The organism is Actinosynnema mirum DSM 43827 (genome assembly GCF_000023245.1).
GTDB lineage: Bacteria > Actinomycetota > Actinomycetes > Mycobacteriales > Pseudonocardiaceae > Actinosynnema > Actinosynnema mirum.
In genome coordinates, this window is the sequence record NC_013093.1 from 1,210,426 (window position 1) to 1,227,697 (window position 17,272).

General features: G+C 69.6%; 14 protein-coding genes. 7 read left to right on the forward strand and 7 right to left on the reverse strand.

The features are described from left to right. Positions 1-23 precede the first annotated feature (23 nt). Positions 24-1,547, forward strand: a complete 1,524-nt coding sequence (adh, locus tag AMIR_RS05465) for an aldehyde dehydrogenase (RefSeq protein WP_012783707.1) — start codon at positions 24-26, stop codon at positions 1,545-1,547. After that, positions 1,547-1,921, forward strand: coding sequence for a DUF779 domain-containing protein (locus tag AMIR_RS05470; protein WP_012783708.1), 375 nt, complete (start codon positions 1,547-1,549; stop codon positions 1,919-1,921). The genes adh and AMIR_RS05470 overlap by 1 nt, the downstream gene beginning before the upstream one ends. Here AMIR_RS05470 and AMIR_RS05475 read toward each other — a convergent pair. Further along, complete coding sequence (locus tag AMIR_RS05475) at positions 1,895-3,442, reverse strand: beta-N-acetylhexosaminidase (protein WP_012783709.1); 1,548 nt, start codon at positions 3,440-3,442, stop codon at positions 1,895-1,897. The genes AMIR_RS05470 and AMIR_RS05475 overlap by 27 nt on opposite strands. 40 nt (positions 3,443-3,482) lie before the next feature. Then, on the reverse strand, positions 3,483-4,970 hold the full coding sequence (locus AMIR_RS05480) for a CYTH and CHAD domain-containing protein (RefSeq protein ID WP_012783710.1): 1,488 nt from the start codon (positions 4,968-4,970) through the stop codon (positions 3,483-3,485). A gap of 147 nt (positions 4,971-5,117) precedes the next feature. Between AMIR_RS05480 and AMIR_RS05485 the strand changes: the two genes are divergently transcribed. Further along, positions 5,118-5,939 carry a hypothetical protein gene (locus AMIR_RS05485; RefSeq protein WP_012783711.1) on the forward strand — a complete coding sequence of 274 codons (822 nt, stop codon included), beginning with the start codon at positions 5,118-5,120 and terminating at the stop codon, positions 5,937-5,939. 247 nt (positions 5,940-6,186) lie between these two features. Here the strand turns inward: AMIR_RS05485 and AMIR_RS05490 are convergent, their stop codons facing one another. After that, positions 6,187-6,834, reverse strand: coding sequence for an HNH endonuclease family protein (locus AMIR_RS05490; RefSeq protein ID WP_012783712.1), 648 nt, complete (start codon positions 6,832-6,834; stop codon positions 6,187-6,189). A 92-nt stretch (positions 6,835-6,926) separates the two neighbouring features. Further along, positions 6,927-7,877, reverse strand: coding sequence for a methionyl-tRNA formyltransferase (locus tag AMIR_RS05495; protein WP_012783713.1), 951 nt, complete (start codon positions 7,875-7,877; stop codon positions 6,927-6,929). Between the two features lie 76 nt (positions 7,878-7,953). On the opposite strand from AMIR_RS05495, the gene AMIR_RS05500 reads away from it, so the two are divergent. Then, complete coding sequence (locus AMIR_RS05500) at positions 7,954-9,531, forward strand: amidohydrolase (protein ID WP_012783714.1); 1,578 nt, start codon at positions 7,954-7,956, stop codon at positions 9,529-9,531. Between the two features lie 271 nt (positions 9,532-9,802). On the opposite strand, the gene AMIR_RS05505 is transcribed toward AMIR_RS05500, so the two are convergent. Next, a complete protein-coding gene (locus AMIR_RS05505) occupies positions 9,803-10,411 on the reverse strand; it encodes a hypothetical protein (RefSeq protein ID WP_012783715.1) in 609 nt (202 codons plus the stop codon). A 588-nt stretch (positions 10,412-10,999) separates the two neighbouring features. Between AMIR_RS05505 and AMIR_RS05515 the strand changes: the two genes are divergently transcribed. The 3 genes from AMIR_RS05515 to AMIR_RS36755 all read left to right on the forward strand — a co-directional run bounded on the left by AMIR_RS05515 (position 11,000) and on the right by AMIR_RS36755 (position 14,678). Further along, positions 11,000-11,617 (forward strand): ClpP family protease, encoded by a 618-nt coding sequence (locus AMIR_RS05515; protein ID WP_012783716.1) that lies wholly within the window; start codon positions 11,000-11,002, stop codon positions 11,615-11,617. A gap of 55 nt (positions 11,618-11,672) precedes the next feature. Beyond that, a complete protein-coding gene (locus AMIR_RS05520) occupies positions 11,673-12,302 on the forward strand; it encodes an ATP-dependent Clp protease proteolytic subunit (RefSeq protein WP_012783717.1) in 630 nt (209 codons plus the stop codon). Between the two features lie 1,224 nt (positions 12,303-13,526). Beyond that, on the forward strand, positions 13,527-14,678 hold the full coding sequence (locus AMIR_RS36755) for a Fic family protein (RefSeq protein ID WP_143760644.1): 1,152 nt from the start codon (positions 13,527-13,529) through the stop codon (positions 14,676-14,678). Positions 14,679-15,464: 786 nt separating this feature from the next. On the opposite strand, the gene AMIR_RS05525 is transcribed toward AMIR_RS36755, so the two are convergent. Continuing rightward, the gene (locus AMIR_RS05525) at positions 15,465-16,676 is read right to left on the reverse strand and encodes a helix-turn-helix domain-containing protein (protein ID WP_012783720.1); all 1,212 of its coding nucleotides are present in this window, start codon (positions 16,674-16,676) and stop codon (positions 15,465-15,467) included. A 16-nt stretch (positions 16,677-16,692) separates the two neighbouring features. Beyond that, the gene (locus AMIR_RS05530) at positions 16,693-17,202 is read right to left on the reverse strand and encodes an NUDIX domain-containing protein (RefSeq protein WP_012783721.1); all 510 of its coding nucleotides are present in this window, start codon (positions 17,200-17,202) and stop codon (positions 16,693-16,695) included. Positions 17,203-17,272: the final 70 nt, after the last annotated feature.

Consider the following 17,272-nt stretch of genomic DNA (forward strand, 5'->3'; position numbering starts at 1 on the left):
GCAACGACGCGGGAGGCGACCACATGGCGAAGTACGCGGCACCGGGGCAACCGGACAGCGTGGTGAGCTACCGGAGCAGGTACGACCACTTCATCGGCGGCGAGTTCACCGCCCCGGCGAAGGGCGGCTACTTCGAGAACCCCACCCCGGTCACCGGTGAGACGTTCACCGAGGTCGCCAGGGGCACGGCCGAGGACGTCGAGCGCGCCCTCGACGCCGCCCACGGCGCCGCGCCCGCGTGGGGCCGCACCTCGCCCGCCGAGCGCGCCAACGTCCTCAACAAGATCGCGGACCGGATCGAGGCCAACCTGGAGGCCCTCGCCGTCGCCGAGACCTGGGACAACGGCAAGGCGGTGCGCGAGACGCTGGCGGCCGACCTGCCGCTGGCCGTCGACCACTTCCGCTACTTCGCGGGCGCCCTGCGCGCCCAGGAGGGCGGCATCTCGCAGATCGACGAGAACCTCGTCGCCTACCACTTCCACGAGCCGCTCGGCGTGGTCGGCCAGATCATCCCGTGGAACTTCCCGATCCTGATGGCCGTGTGGAAGCTCGCCCCCGCGCTCGCGGCGGGCAACGCGGTCGTGCTCAAGCCCGCCGAGCAGACCCCCGCGTCGATCATGGTGCTGGTCGAGCTGATCGCCGACCTGCTGCCGCCGGGCGTGCTGAACGTGGTCAACGGCTTCGGCGTGGAGGCGGGCAAGCCGCTGGCCACCAGCAAGCGCGTCGCGAAGGTCGCGTTCACCGGTGAGACCACCACCGGCAGGCTGATCATGCAGTACGCCAGCGAGAACATCATCCCGGTCACCCTGGAGCTGGGCGGCAAGAGCCCGAACATCTTCTTCGGCGACGTGGCGGCCCAGCGCGACGAGTTCTACGACAAGGCCCTCGAGGGCTTCACGATGTTCGCGCTCAACCAGGGCGAGGTGTGCACCTGCCCGTCCCGCGCGCTGATCCAGGGCTCGATCTACGAGCAGTTCCTCGGCGACGCGGTCGAGCGCACCAAGGCGGTCAAGCAGGGCCACCCGCTCGACACCGACACGATGATCGGCGCGCAGGCCAGCAACGACCAGCTGGAGAAGATCCTCGCCTACATCGAGATCGGCAAGGCCGAGGGCGCCACGCTGCTCACCGGCGGCGGTCGCGCGGACCTGGGCGGCGAGCTGTCCGGCGGCTACTACGTCACCCCGACCGTGTTCGAGGGCGACAACAAGATGCGGATCTTCCAGGAGGAGATCTTCGGCCCGGTCGTGTCGGTCGCCCGCTTCGACGACTACGCCGACGCCATCAAGATCGCCAACGACACGCTGTACGGCCTCGGCGCGGGCGTCTGGTCCCGCGACGGGTCCACCGCCTACCGCGCGGGCCGCGAGATCCAGGCGGGCCGGGTGTGGGTGAACAACTACCACACCTACCCGGCGCACGCGGCGTTCGGCGGCTACAAGCAGTCCGGCATCGGCCGCGAGAACCACCGGATGATGCTCGACCACTACCAGCAGACCAAGAACCTGCTGGTCAGCTACGCCCCCGGCGCGCAGGGCTTCTTCTGATGGAGCGGGTCGCGCTGACCGAGGAGGCGGCGGAGCTGATCCGCCGCCTCCGGGCCGACCACGGGGAGCTGATGTTCCACCAGTCCGGCGGCTGCTGCGACGGCAGCGCGCCCATGTGCTACCCGGCGGGGGAGTTCCGCACCGGCGGCTCCGACGTGCACCTGGGCGACCTGGTGGTGGACGGCTCGCCGGTGCCGGTGTGGATGTCCTCCGCCCAGTTCGAGTACTGGAAGCACACCCACCTGACCATCGACGTCGTCCCCGGCCGGGGCAGCGGGTTCTCCCTGGAGGCCCCGCTGGGCGTGCGCTTCCTGGTGCGCTCCCGGCTGTTCACCGACGAGGAGGTGTCAGCCCTGCCACGGGACGGTGGGTGAGGGGTGGAAGGCCACGCCCTTCGCCTCCCACCTCGGGCCCTGCGCGGCCAGCCGGGACCGGAAGTCCGCCCAGTCCCGGCCGGTCGCGGCGGTCCAGCCCACCTCGGCCACCGCGGCCAGGCGCGGGAAGGCCATGAGCTCCAGCTCGCTCATCGTCGTGAGCGTCTCGGTCCACAGCGGGGCCTCCACGCCCAGCACCGCCGACTCCGGCACCCCGTCCAGCAGGGTCGCCGGGTCCCAGCCGTAGGTGGCGTCGACCTCCACGGTCCCGGCCCACTTCAGGCCCAGCTCGGTCTGCTCGGCGTACTTCATGTCCAGGTAGACCCGGTTCGCCGGGGACAGCACGAACCGCACCCCGCGCGCCGCCGCCTCGGCCAGCTCGGGACCCGCGGGCCGCCCGGTGTCCCAGTACTGCGCGACCGCCGTCGCGGGCAGGTCGGCGCGGGTGAACTCGGACCAGCCCATGGCGCGCTTGCCGTGCTCCTCGACCATGGGCAGCACCCGCGCCATGAAGGCCCGGTAGTCCCCGGCCTCGGTCGCGAACGCCTCGTCGCCGCCGATGTGCAGGTACGGGCCGGGGGTCAGCGCGGCGACCTCGCGCAGCACGTCGGCCACGAACCGGTAGGTGGTCTCGGAGGCGATGTCGAGGGTGGAGAAGCCGACCTCGATGCCGGTGTAGAGCTTGGGCGCGACGCCGTCGGGGTTCAGCTCCGGGTAGGAGGACAGCGCGGCGGCGGTGTGGCCGGGCAGGTCGATCTCCGGCACGACCACGACGTGCCTGCGGGCGGCGTACGCGACGATCTCGCGGTACTCGTCCTGGGTGTAGAAGCCGCCGGGGCCGCCGCCGACCGAGCTGGTCGACCCGTGCGCGGTGAGGTTCGGCCAGCTCTCGACCTCCAGGCGCCAGCCCTGGTCGTCGCTCAGGTGCAGGTGCAGGGTGTTGACCTTGTGCGCGACGGCCAGGTCCAGGTAGCGCTTGACGTCGTCGACGCCGAAGAAGTGCCTGGCCACGTCCAGCATCACGCCCCGGTGCGGGAAGCGCGGGTGGTCGAGCACGTGCACGGCGGGCGCGGTGAACGGGCCGTCCTGCCGCTCCGGGCTCTCGACGGCGGCGGGCAGCAGCTGCCGCAGCGTCTGCACCCCGGACCACAGGCCCGCCGGGGTGTTCGCCCTGAGCACGGCGGTGTCCCCGGCGGTGTCGAGCTCGTAGCCCTCGTCGCCGACCTCGGCGGCGGCGCCCTCCAGCAGCAGCACGACGCCCGGTCCGGTCGCGCCCTCCACCACCGGGAGCGGGTAGCCGGTCGCCGGGCGCAGCAGCTCCGCCAGCAGCTCGCCGACGTCGCGCGCGCCGGGTGAGCCGGGCGGGACGCGGACCTCGGCGTCGGGGGCGAGGGTGAACGCGGCGCCGGGGCGCGGCTCAACCAGGACGGGCGCTGGCACGATCGTGTGCAAGGGGCTCTCCGCGGCGGTTCGGCGCCCCCGCGCTCGGCTCGGCGGGGGCGCGGTGCTGGCCGCCCCCACCGTGGCAAGCGCCCCCGAGAGGTGTCAAGGTCTGGACCAATCAGGCGAACTTGGGCTTGCCCAGCCCCGCCCACAGCGCGGGGAACCGCTCCTCCACCAGCGCCGCCCGCCTGCTCTCCAGCCCGTGCAGCACGCCGAACGCGAACCCGTTCTCCCCGGCCGCGCCCGCCTCCGCGCCGAGCTGCCGCAGCACCGGCCGCGCGACCACGCTGTCCTGGTGGTCGCCCAGCAGCGTCTGCACCGCCTTGACCTTCTTGCGGTAGCGCCGCGCAGGCTTGCCGTGCAGCGGCTCCACGGCCTCCACCGCGTACCGCAGCCGCTTCGCGCCCTTGCGCGCCTCGTGCAGCCCGGCGTCGTCGTGGGCCTCGGCGACCTGCCGCGCCAGCTTCCGGTAGCTCTTCGCGGCCAGCCCCGGCAGCTCGTCCTTCGCCCTGCCGCGCGCCCGCCTGGTCAGCGGCGGGTCGGCCAGCAGCGCGTCCACCGCGTCCAGCAGCGCGAAGTAGCGCTGACTGTCCAGCGCCTCGACCGCCGCCCGCCTGGCCTGCGCCTCGCGCGGGGCGAAGTGCCTGGTCAACCGGGCCGCCACCGGGCCGGGCCGCAGCTCGGGCGCAAGGTCGTCCAGCACCAGCTCGAACCGCTCCCGCAGCACCTCCAGGTCGCGGGCCTGCCCCAGCACCCCGGCCAGCCACTTCAGCTCGCCCGCCAGGTCCGAGGTCCGCTCCTTGTCCACGATCCCGCCGAACACCTTCAGCGCGCTGCGCATCCGCCGCGTCGCCACCCGCATGGCGTGCACCGCGTCCGGCTCGTCCCGGCGCACCCTCGGGTCCTGCGCCCGCAGCGCGTCCGCCTGCTCGCGCAGGTAGGCCAGCACCACGCCGCCCGCCGACTTCCGGCCCACGTCCGGGCCGGTCGGCCGCGCGGGCACCCGGTCGCCGAGCAGGCGGGTCAGCTTCGCCGAGGACCGCGACCTGCGCATCCCGGCCTTCTTGAGCCGCCGCTCCACCGCGTCCAGCAGCGCGACCGTGCCCCGCTCGCCCAGCTCGACCTCGACCTCGCGCCACGTCCGCGCCTCGTCGCCGTCCGCGCCGCCGGTGGCCGACACCCGGTCCTCGACCACCTCCACCAGCAGGTCGCCGCGCCCGTCCACCAGCTGCCAGCGCTGACGCTCCGTGCTGATCAGCGCCACCGGGGTCAGCTCGCCGCCCCTGGTGTGCACCCGCACCAGCGAGCCCAGCTCCTCCGGCGGCGCGCTGTCCTCCCCGCCCGGCGGCAGCCGCAGCTCCTCGCGGGTGTCGACGCCCGCGGGCAGCTTCAGGTGCCAGCCCGCGTCGTCCCCGCCGGTGCGCCTGCGCAGGGTCAGGCCCGCGCTCGCCAGCCTCAGGTCCCCGGTGTCGTAGTACACCGCCTCCAGCAGCTGCTCGTGCGGACCGGCGGTGGCGGCCACCCCCGGCAGCCCGGCCATCGCGGGCAGCCGCACGCCGTCCGGGGCCTCGTACTTGCGCTCCGTCTCCTTCACCGAGGTCGTCATGCTGAAGGCATACACCGAAAACGGGCACTTCACCCGTTCACGCTCGGTGATCATCCGTTGCCCCGCGCGGGGGTTCCGCGCCGCCGTTTGCGTGGTTGTGCGCCAGCCGTCGTGAAGAGCCCCTATCCGTGCGGTTGGCTTGGGGGCATGGCCCCCACCGAGAAGGAGCGGCTCGACGTCCTGGAACCCGTGGTCGAGAGCCTCGTGGCGACGACCACCCAGCTGATCGCGGACCTCGGGCGGGTCAGTTCCCGCCTGCTGGTCCTGGAGCGGCGGCTGGCCGGGTTGGGCGCGGGCGCGGACGAGGACCTGGACCGGGTGGACGACGAGATCGCCGGAACAGTCTCCGCGCTGCGCGCGGCCTGGGACGCCGAGCAGGAGCTGCTGGCCGACGAGGTGCGGGCCGAGCTGCGCGGCGAGGTGGCCGAGTACGAGTCGCTGCAGGAGCGCAGGGACACCGGGCGGGCCCGGCTGGAGAAGCGGATGCAGCGCTTCGAGCGCGACGCGCTCCAGCACTCGGTGAGCCAGGCCGAGTGGCAGATCCACGCCCGCGAGGCCGACGCGACCGAGGCGTACCACCGGCTGGAGGCCGACCGGAAGGCAGGCGAGGAGGTCTGGCGGCAGGAGGCCGTGGCGCACGGCGACAAGGCGCGCGGCGAGATCCAGGCGCACGCGCGCGCCAGGCTGCAGCGGTCGCTGGCGGCCGACGCGCGGCTGCCGGTGTGGTTCCGGGTGGGCCTCGGCGAGATCACCGCGCCCGACCCGACGCCGTGGCTGCGCGCCGCGGCGACCCTGGTGGCCTACCGGCTGGAGTACGGGGTGACCGACGCGGTGCACCCGCTCGGCGAGGCGCCCGTCGCCGCGGCAGGCGGCTCCGCGGCCTGGGTGCGGCGCGCCAAGGTCTACGAGGCGCTGGTCAAGCAGTTCGAGGAGATGCGCCCGGACTCCCGCTCGTACTCGATCACCTGATCCGCGCCGCCCTTCCCCGGACCGGCCTCACCCCGCGCGCTCGGCGACCACGACGAGCTCGCGGCCCGGCCGGTCCGGGGCCTGCCGCAGGTCCGAGGTCCGGAACCCCGCCTCGGCCCACCCCTTGTCGGTGGTGGTGTGGCGCAGTCGCGCGGAGGCGGCGCCGACCGCGCTCGCGGGAAGGCCCCGGACGCGCGAACGCCCCCTGCGCCGCGTGGGCGAGGGGGCGTCGACGGGGTCGGTCGGGTCAGCACTTGGCGAGCACGCCCGCCAGCGCGTCGTGCTCGGCCTGGTCGACGGTCAGCGCGTACTGCGCCTTCACCTGGATCCAGTGCGCCACGTAGGTGCAGGCGTAGTCCTGCTTCGGCGGCATCCACTTGGCCGGGTCCTGGTCGCCCTTGGCGCGGTTGGTCTTCGCGGTCACCGCGATCAGCTGCACGCCGCCCAGGTCGTTCGCGAACGCCTTGCGCTTCTCCTCGTCCCACTTGTCCGCGCCCGAGCGCCACGCCTCGGCCAGCGGCACCGTGTGGTCGATGTCGAGGTCACCGGCCTTGGTCACCTCGACGCCGTCGTAGACGCTGACCCACGTGCCCGAGGTGGCCTTGCACTCGCCGTCGGTCTGCACGGTGGACCCCTGCTGGCGCAGGACGACCTCGCGGGTGTCGCAGGAGTCGCCCTGGCCCGCCCAGTGCGGGAACCGCTCCCGGCTGTAGCCCGCCATCTTGGCCTCGGCGGCGATGGTCAGCCCGGCCAGCTGCTGGGCGGCCTGGCCGCTGTTCGCCGCGGGCGGCTGCTGCTGGGAGGACGTTGTGGGCAGTTGGCCGTCCAGCACGCCCTGGCAGCCCGTCAGGGCCAGGAGGAGCACCGCCACGACTGTCGTCCGCTTGCCGCTCATAACACTGAATGATTACACAACGGGGTCACCAAACCTCACTTCAGCGACGGACCGTATCTCCGTCGTGGGATTGGTGACCCCGTTGGCCCGCGCTACTGCGGACGGCTGGTGAGGTAGCCGCCCATATGGGTGAAGTACTCGGTGGCGCCCAGCTCGACGCCCTCGTCGGTGCGGACCCGCTTCACCAGCAGCGCCCGACCGCGCCCGCGCCTGGCCTCCGGGCCGGCGACGATCGCGACGCCGTCGCCCTCGCGGTAGAAGATCCGGCCCGGCGTGCCGCCGTAGTTCTCCCGCGACACCTCGGCCTCCACGATCTCCAGCCTGCGGCCCCGGTGGAACGCGTAGGCGCTCGGGTACGGCGCGCACTGCGCCCGCACGAGGCGGTCCAGCTCCTCGGCGGTCCAGGTCCAGTCGACGCGCAGGTCCTCCTCGGAGCGCTTGTGGAAGAAGCTCGCCCTGGAGCGGTCCTGCGGGGTGAACTCGGTGCGCCCGGAGGCCAGCTCGGCCAGCCCGTCGACGGTGATCGGCCCGAACAGCTCCAGGGTCTTGTGGAACAGGTCGGCGGTGGTGTCGCGCGGCCCGACCGGCACGGCGCGCTGGAGCACGACGTCCCCGGCGTCGAGGGTGTCGTCCATCATGTGCGCGGTGACGCCGACCTCCTTCTCGTCGTTGATCAGCGCCCAGATCAGCGGCGAGAACCCGGCGTAGGCGGGGAGCAGCGAGTCGTGCACGTTCAGCGTCCCCCGCTTGGGGAGGTTGAACACCTTCGGGGGAATCCAGGTGCGCCAGTTCGTCGCCACGATGACGTCCGGGTCGACCTCCTTGAGGCGGGTCAGCAGCTCCTCGTCGTCCGGCCGCTCGCGGATCAGCACCTCGATGCCGTGCTCCTCGGCGAGATCGGCGACCGAGTCGCTCCAGATCCGCTCGTAGGCGTGGTCGCTCTTCGGGTGGGTGACGACGAGCGCCACCTCGTGCTCGGAGTCCAGGAGCGCCTGGAGCGTGCGGTGCCCCCAGGTCTGGTAGCCGAACATGACGACCCGCATGAACTCCTCCTCGGAATGGCAAGGCTAACCTAAGTTATCCAACCCTAAACGAGCCCGCCGTGATTACTCTGCGCGTGTGATCCTTGACGTGAAGTTGGTGCGCGGACGGGTCGTGACGCTGGACCCCGCCGGGACCTGTTCGGACGTGGTGGGCGTGTGGCGCGGGCGCGTGGTCGGGGTGGGCGACCAGGTCCGCGACCTGCCCGCCAGGCGCGTGGTCGACCTGGACGGCGCGGTGGTGCTGCCGGGTTTCGTGGACGCCCACACCCACCTGGCGTGGACCGGCCGAGCGGCCCGGATGCCGGACGTTTCGGGATGCCGCACCGTCACCGAGGTCGTGGCCCTCCTGGCGGCCCACCGGACCGAGGCCAGGCTGGAGGCGGCCGGCTACGACCACCGTCTCCTGGACCGCCCGCTCACCGCGCGCGACCTGGACGCGGTGGGCGGGCGCGTCTACCTGCAGGACGTGTCGGGCCACGCCTGCGTGGTCGACTCCGGCACGCTGGCCGAGCTGCCCGCGCACGCCCTGACCGACGCCGAGCGCGACGCCGAGGGCGCCCTGACCGGGTTCCTCGCCGAGGGCGCCCAGAGCGCCGCCCGAGCCCTGCTGCTCCCGTACCCGCTGTCCAACGTGATCGCCGACGTGGAGGCGGGCGCCGGGCAGTGCCTGTCCGAGGGCGTGGTCCTGGCCGCGGAAGCAGGCGTGGCCGGCGGCCTGATCGGCGCCACTCCGCTGGAGGTGGCCGCCTACCAGCAAGCCACCCTGCCCATCCGGGTCCAACTCATGGTCGCCGCGGACCAGCTCCGCCCAGCGGCAGGCCACCCGTCCGACAACATCGACCGCGCCGTCCAGTTGGGCCTGCGCACCGGCCTTGGCGACGACCGCCTGTCCATCGGCGCCCTGAAGGTCTTCACCGACGGCGGCATGATCGCCAGAACCGCGGCCCTGACCGAGCCCTACGAAGGCACCACCAACACCGGCCAGCTCCAAGACGACCCGGACCGGATGCGGTCCTGGATCCAGGACGGCCACCGCGCGGGCTGGCAACTGGCCGTCCACGCCATCGGCGACCGCGCGGTCGACTTCGCCCTGGACGCCCTGGAATCGGCCCTGACCGACCACCCCAGGCCCGACCACCGCCACCGGATCGAGCACTGCGGCCTGGTCCGCCCCGACCAGCTGGGCAGGATCGCCGCCCTAGGCGTGATCCCGGTGGTCCAACCCACTTTCCTGTGGGCGTACGGCGACGACTACGCCAAGATCACCGGCCCCCGAGCCCCGTGGATGTACCGAGGCCGCTCCTTCCTGGACCACAACATCCCCCTGGCGGGCAGCTCGGACCGCCCGGTGGCCGACGGCAACCCGCTGCGGGCCGTCCAATTCCTGGTGGAACGCCAATCCCGCACCGGCCAGCCGATCGGCCCGGACGAGGCCCTGACCGTCGAGCAGGCCCTGCGCGCGCACACCGCGGGCGCGGCCTACGCGTGCAGACGCGACCACGACCTGGGCACGATCGAGGAGGGCAAACTGGCCGACTTCGCCATCCTCGAAGACGACCCACGCGCAGTCGCCCCCACCCGCATCGCCACCATCCCCCTGGCGGCAACGGTCGTGAACGGCGAATTCGCCCACGACCCGGCAGGCCTGACCTGACCCAGGACGACCACCACCTCCTGCCCGGCGCCACGCCGGGCAGGACCCACCACTGCTCCCCGCCCTCTCACCCCGCCGCGCCGCCCGACCTCCAGGCGTTCACCCCGGACGTCCACCTCCGGCCCACCGCGTCCACCGACCTGTGGACGTCCACCTGCGGCCCACCGCGCCGCCCGACCTCCGGACGTTCACCTTCCTCCGGCTACGTCGCCCGGCCTTCCAACGCTCGCCCCCTCACGCGCTCATCCGACACTCCCTCCCTCCCCCTCCCTCACGCGCTCATCCGCCAATGCACCACGTACCCCGCCGCCTCGGCCGCGATCAACGCGTCCAACTTCGCCAGGTTCGTCCGCCGCGACAACCGGAACGCCCGCCCCCGCCGAGCGTCCAGCACCAGCGCCCCCAACCCCGGCAACGCCTGCTGCACCACCCGCAGCCCCACGTTCGCCGCCTCCTGCGTCATCTCCTGCTCCTTGCAGTGCACCAGCACCGCCGACACCGACCCGTCCGGGAACCGCAGCCCCAGCTGTGGCCGCACCCGCAGCTCCAGGTCCCCCGACCGCCACACCGCCGAGGGCATCGCCACCCCGGTCGCCCGCGTCGACCGCAGCCACGGCAGGAACCCGTCCCTGATCTCCCCGAACGCCCGCAGCTGCCCGCTGCGCGTCGCCCCGTCGAGCGCGACGTCCAGCTCCGCGCCGGGGTCGGTCGAGTTGGCCGCGCGCCGCATCGCCGCGCGGACCGGGTTGTAGAACCCGCAGACCCACTGGTCGACCGCCAGGTAGATGCTGCGCTGCTCGGAAACGATGTTGATGCGGCCTCGCTGACCGCTCATCGCGTACTCGGTGAAGGACAGGGCGGTGACGCTGACCGGCTCCACGGCTGGCTCCCCTCGCAGCTGGTCGAACTACTGTTCGATTCTACCGCCGACCACCGACAAAAACGGTGCCCCGATCGGGTCCTCGTCAGGCTCGTGACATGCGACAACAGTCCCAGTAGATCGACTTAACCCGTTCGAGTGAAGCAGGTGCGCACGACCTCCACCCCGGCGGTGCGCACGACCTCGCAGCCGACCGCGAGATGGCCGACCGGGCGTTCCCGCGCCGCGCCGTGGAGCGGTGCGCCGGGCCAACCGCCACCGGACGCAAGCACTGTCCCGCTTCACCCCACCGTCGAGTTTTCACTCCCCAGTGTGAAAAACCCGCGCCCGAACGTCCACATCGGACACGCCCCGCGATGACCGATCGCGGGTCACCGGTGGCGGCGCGCCGACGGTCGGGCCATCATCCAGCGGGTCACCGCGCGGCGCCCGGACACCCGACCCACGGAGCGCCGCAGGTCACCCGGAGCGGCACCGCCATGCGCTGTCAGCGAACACCGCGCCCTGTCGACCGGGGGCACGCCCACCTCTCCGATATCGTCGGGGTACGCAAGATCGGTCAACACCGTGGATGGGGTAACGAGGATCATGAACGCACGGAACAACCTCACGCTGCCGCGCATGGCGTCGACCGGCGGCATGACGCTCACCGACTCCGTCTTCGAGCAGCTTCTCCGGTCGCGGATCGTCTTCCTGGGCTCCGAGGTCAACGACGAGGTGGCCAACCGGCTCACCGCGCAGCTGCTGCTGCTGTCCGCCGAGGACCCGAAGTCGGACATCAAGTTCTACATCAACTCCCCCGGCGGCTCGGTCACCGCGGGCATGGCGATCTACGACACCATGCAGCTCATCGAGCCGGACGTGCAGACGTGGGGCATGGGCATGGTCGCGTCGATGGGGCAGTTCCTGCTGTCCTCGGGCACGCCCGGCAAGCGCTACCTGCTCCCGCACACCCGCGTGCTGATGCACCAGCCGTCCGCGGGCGTCGGCGGCACCGCCACCGACATCGCCATCCAGGCCGAGGCGTTCGCCTACACCAAGCGGCAGATGGCGGAGATCACCGCGCAGCAGACCGGTCAGACCTTCGAGCGGATCACCGCGGACGCCGACCGCGACCGCTGGTTCACCGCCGAGGAAGCCCTGGAGTACGGCTTCGTGGACCACATCCTCAACCGCGAGGAGCTCACCCGCTCGTCGGTCAGCTGACCCGGAGACCACCTCACCGGCCGCTCGGCCGGCCGACCGCCTTGGGGACCCCCAGATGAACCCGAACCACCTGCCGCAGGCCAGGTACGTGCTCCCGTCGTTCGTCGAGCGCACGAGCTACGGCGTCAAGGAGTCCAACCCGTACAACAAGCTGTTCGAGGAGCGCATCATCTTCCTCGGCGTGCAGGTGGACGACACCTCGGCGAACGACGTCATGGCGCAGCTGCTCGTGCTGGAGTCAGACGACCCGGACCGCGACATCTACATGTACATCAACTCGCCGGGTGGCTCGTTCACCGCGCTGATGGCGATCTACGACACCATGCAGTTCGTCCGCCCCGACATCCGCACGGTCTGCCTGGGCCAGGCGTCCTCGGCGGCGGCGGTCCTGCTGGCGGCGGGCACGCCGGGCAAGCGCACGGCCCTGCCGAACGCGCGCGTGATGATCCACCAGCCCGCGATGGGCGGCGTCCGCGGCCAGGTCTCCGACCTGGAGATCCAGGCGGCGGAGATCACCCGGATGCGCACCCAGATGGAAGAGGCGCTGAGCAGGCACACGGGCCGCACCGTCGAGCAGGTCCACACCGACATCGACCGCGACCGAATCCTGACCGCTGCGGAGGCGCAGGAGTACGGGATCATCGACGAGGTCATGCCGTACCGGAAGCTGTCGGCGAAGCGCTGACCCCTCAACCTCCAGGCTGAGCGCCCGGCAGGCTCCTCGGAGCCGGCCGGGCGCTGGCTTTTCGGGGAACCGCCCCTCGCCGCCGCAACCGTCGCGCCCACACGGCGCGTTCCCGCCTCCGCCCCATCGCCCGACATGCGACCGTCCGGTCCGGGACCCGCCTGCGGACGAGGAACCACCCAGCACGTGCCTGAAGGTAGGGGGAACCAGGTGTCGTTCCCCCGGAGTGGCCGCTGCCCACCGAGGCGGTGCTGGAGGGCCGGTTCTGCGCCTACGAGTGGGCGCACGCCCCGGCGGTGTGGGGCTGGGCGCACGCGACGGGCCTGACGCAGACCGCGACGAGGTGGGCGGACCTGTTCACCGCGGGCAATGACGAGTGCCAACTGCTGCTCACCACTGAACGCCTGCCCCTGGGTGGACCAGAGGCCCTGTCCCCGCCCGGAGTGGTTCGCGCGTCGAGTTCATGGACTACTCGGCCGTCGACTTCCGGAACGCGCAGGCCGAGCAGTCCGTCGAGGTGACCCACCAAACCCTGCAGGCTGGCCGGCCAGGTTGAACGCAGACCTTGATCACGCAGGTGCTCGAGGCGAAAGACCTGGGTAAAGCATGGAGGGCACCGGCCCCGACCACTTAAGTGATCACGTCCGGTGCCACGACCAGCGCCGAAGCGCCCCCGGCAGGATTCGAACCTGCGACCTCGGGATTAGGGCGAGACGCCTGTCATCGTGTGTCAGGACTTGTGAGCATCGCTTCTCACCTGGGTCGATTCTTTTCCTATCTGATGGTTGCTGGCTATCCGCAACGGTCATCTGCCGTCGTTTCTTAGGGGTAAGGCATGGAGGTGATCTACACCCGCACCGTGGGTAAGCCTGTGGGCTGGTCGATGCCGCCAAGGCATCGAGCTGTCCACAGGTGCGGCAGCCGAGCGCCCCGACCACGACGGTCACTTCTCACTCGGCGCTCGTACCGAGTTCAACCAGCATCCGATGATCTCGTGACTCTCGCACTGCGAGTAACCCGCGTGACTACCAAGGCGAGGCATGTTAAGGGCTTCCTGCGGTGCCGAAGCCTGCTCGACAGCAACTGCTGAAGCCACGGCTGCGGTCAGCGAGCGTTCAGGTCCTACCAGTGAGAAGGCCAGAACACACTCAAGGAGGGCGCACATCGGGGCTGTTCAGGAAGCAACCTCCAACAGAAGTGGGGGCTACGTTGTACCCTGTGGCTGTGAAACCCGAACTCTTCCAGGCTCCGGAGTTTGGTCGTGCTACCAAGAAGCCCGGCGACAAGTGGGCTTTTTGGTACTTCGAACCTGCCGTTATGCCGCGCGAAATTATCATGTCACCAAGGACCATCTTGGCCCTTTCGAAGGCGGATGCAGCCCTGGGGCGCCTTTCTGGCGTAGGTCGCCTCCTTAAGGATCCGTCCATTCTCGTGCAGCCCTATCTAGCCAGGGAAGCGGTAGCAAGCACGCGAATTGAAGGTACTGAAGCTTCACTATCTGACGTACTGAAGGCAGAAGCTGCCGAAGACGCTGCGGATGATAACGACGATATTCAAGAAGTAATAAATTACCAGAAAGCTCTATATGAAGGCATGCGCCTGCTGGAAAAACTTCCTATCAGTCGGCGTCTAATGCGTCAAGTTCACGAAGTATTGCTATCCGGCGTGCGCGGCCAAGAGAAACTTCCAGGAGAATTCCGTAAGACTCCCGTTTGGATCGGGTCGCCTACGGACTCACCCGATACTGCTGCGTTCGTCCCTCCCCTGCCGGACGTGCTGGAAGATGCACTGTCCGACTGGGAAAAATTTGTCAACGAAGAACCTACTATTCCAATCTTGGCTATATGCGCATTGATGCATTATCAGTTCGAGACGATCCATCCATTTTTGGATGGCAATGGGCGCATAGGTCGACTGCTGATCATACTCTTGCTGATGGAGAAAAAAGTTCTAGAACTGCCACTTCTGTATGTCAGCGCCTATATGGAAGATAATAGGCGTGAGTACTACGACCGCCTGCAAGCGGTGAGGGAGCGTGGCGAGATTCAAGAGTGGATGCAGTTCTTTTTTACTGCAGTACATAAGCAGGCGGTTGATGCGGAATCTCGCGCAGGAAAGCTGGTGGAACTTCGCGAGCAGTACCGTGAACAACTTCGAGGAACCAAAAGCAGGGCTGTCGAAGTTGTGGATCTATTCTTCTCGAACCCGTTCATCACTGTTAAGCGTGTTGAGAAAAACCTTAAGATCACTAATCAAGGTGCGCGAAACTTGATTGACTCTCTGGTGGGTAGGGAAATTCTCAGAAAGGTCGGAACGCTCGGTCGTGGAGGGCGTATCTATTGGATTGCTGACGATGTCTACAAGGCGATTTCTTGACCTGCTAGACCTTACTGGGCCATACGAGTGATACCTAATGAGACGTTCCAACGAAACGGGCTTCAGCGTTGGAAGCTGGTTGTACGCGCACAACTACCGTTGGAGCGTCGCCCCATGCTTCCAACGCCAAGCCGTGTCAACTTGGAGCGTCGTGTCAACGCAACGGACGGTGGAGCGAGGCCGGAACGTTCCAACGAAACGGGCTTCAGTGTTGGAAGCTGGTTGTACGCGCACAACTACCGTTGGAGCGTCGCCCCATGCTTCCAACGCCAAGCCGTGTCAACTTGGAGCGTCGTGTCAACGCAACGGACGGTGGAGCGAGGCCGGAACGTTCCAACGAAACGGGCTTCAGTGTTGGAAGCTGGTTGTACGAGCACAACTACCGTTGGAGCGTCGCCCCATGCTTCCAACGCCAAGCCGTGTCAACTTGGAGCGTCGTGTCAACGCAACGGACGGTGGAGCGAGGCCGGAACGTTCCAACGAAACGGGCTTCAGTGTTGGAAGCTGGTTGTACGCGCACAACTACCGTGGTTTGCGGTCGCCTTCGGAAGCGCTGGCCGTTCCTCGCTGACGTCGGGATCGGCGCCCTTCCTCACGTGGCGCGCCTGCGGGCCGCCAGGCCCGCTTGGGCGTGCCGCACTACTAGGGCGTCGGTCCTTCGGCGTCGGTCTGGCACCAACGGCCAGCGGCCCCCGCAGGGGGCGGCCTTGAACAAGTAAAGAAACTCTGAACACACCTTCCGTTGGCTGACTTGCTGAAGATGCTGGTCAACTAGCGGTCCAGGAGCTACGGGGCGATGCCGTAGTGGGCTGCCAGGGCGGCGAAAGCAGCACCTCGGCGTCGGGTTGCTCGGTCCAGCAGCAAGCGCATCGTGGTGGCACCGAGCGGTTGAGCGGCGGCCCAGTCTGGGGCTAGGTCGCGGGCCTCGGTCAGGTAGCGCAGGGAGAGTTGGTCCCGACGTAGTTGAGCGGCGGCGTGGGCCAGGTGCAGGCGGTGGCCTGACTCCCAGAAGGCGGGCACTGTGCCCCGTGCCTCCGGGACTTGGGTTGCCAGGTGCAGGGCTGTTTCCGGATCGCCCAAGCGCATTGCCAGGTCGACTACTTGGAAGGCCGCTACTCGGGGGCCGAAGATAGCGCTTTCGCTTGCGGTGTCCTGGCCTGCCCTCACCGCTGCGGACTGGGCCACGGCCAAGAGGTCTTCGGCTCGGCCTGTGCTGCCTGAACGCAGGGCGGCGCTGGCCGCGTTGAAGATGAGGTTGCCGAAGATCCCGGCTCGGTTCGGGTCTCGGTCCAGCATCCGCGGTTCGATCTGCTCAGCGGCCTTGGCGGCCACGTGCTCGGCGTCGGCGACTCGACCTTGGCGGACCAGGGTCCACACCAGGTAGCGCAGGGAGATCGCGGTTTCCATCTCCACCGCGTCCGAGTGGCGAGCGGCGTTCAGGGCTCGTTCCGCTGACGTCCAGGCCAGGTCGTCCAGGTCCAGGCGGCCCGCCATACCGGCGCCCAAGCGGTAGGACGTGGATAGCAGGCAGTGGGCTGCGGCCTTCTGATCTCCAGTGCTGGCATGGACCAGGCGGCGGGCGTCCACCAGCAGGATGGGCAGGGTGTGCATCAGTTCGGTGTGGCGGCCGTCGACGTAGGCCCGCCAGGCTCGGTGAGCCGTGGTGGACAAGGTCGTTATGTCGGCGACCTCGTCCGTGTCGGTGAAGTCGTCCAAGCCTGGGATGTCCGCGCTCGCGGTGATCGCGTGGCGAAGCTCGGCCACCTGGTGGTGCTGAGCGGTACGGCTGAGGACGGGCAAGCCCAACAGGGAGTCGGCGGACACGCCGAGCGCTCGGGCCAGTTTGACGATCGTGCTGGGACGGGTGGTGCTGCGCTCCCCGCGCTCGATCCGCCCCACGGTGTCCACTCCGACCGACGCGGCTACGGCCAATTCCTCCTGGGAGAGGTTGCGGGCCTTGCGGAAGCGGGCCAGGTTCTCGGACAGGGGAGCGGTCACGGCGGCTGGGCTCCGTTCAGCTCGGGTCGGCTGTGGCGGTTGTCGAGATCGGGTGGCCGGACTCGCAGTAGACGAGGGTCCCGGTGGCGATCGCGTGCAGGGCCGCGCTGATCCGGCCTGCTAGCACTGGGTCAATCAACGGGCGGGCCTCGTCCAGGGTGAACAGGCCGACCGACCGGATTTCGGGATCGGTCAGTTCCAGTTCTGCCACTTCATCATCGCTGATCGTGCCGCCGTCGAAAACAAACGCCAGTCCTTCGGGCATCGGTTCTTCGGTCGGCACGTAATCGATCACCAGCAGGGTGCCGAGGGGCAGAGACAGACCGATCTCCTCGTGCACCTCGCGCAGGGCGGTGCGCCACGGTGGCTCGCCTGCGTCCACGGCCCCACCGGGGATCTCCCAGGACTTCTTGTAGGTCGTCTCCGCCAGGAGCACCCGGCCGTCCGGGGCGTGAAACAGCACGCCTGCGCTGGCGCGCTTGCGGTTGAGCGATGCGGCGTACTCGGCGTACGGCAACAGGTCCACAGCTTGTGAGGCTACCCGCTCGGACCTGCGGTCTTGTTCTCTGCCTGAGAGGCAGAGCTCGGGTACTGAA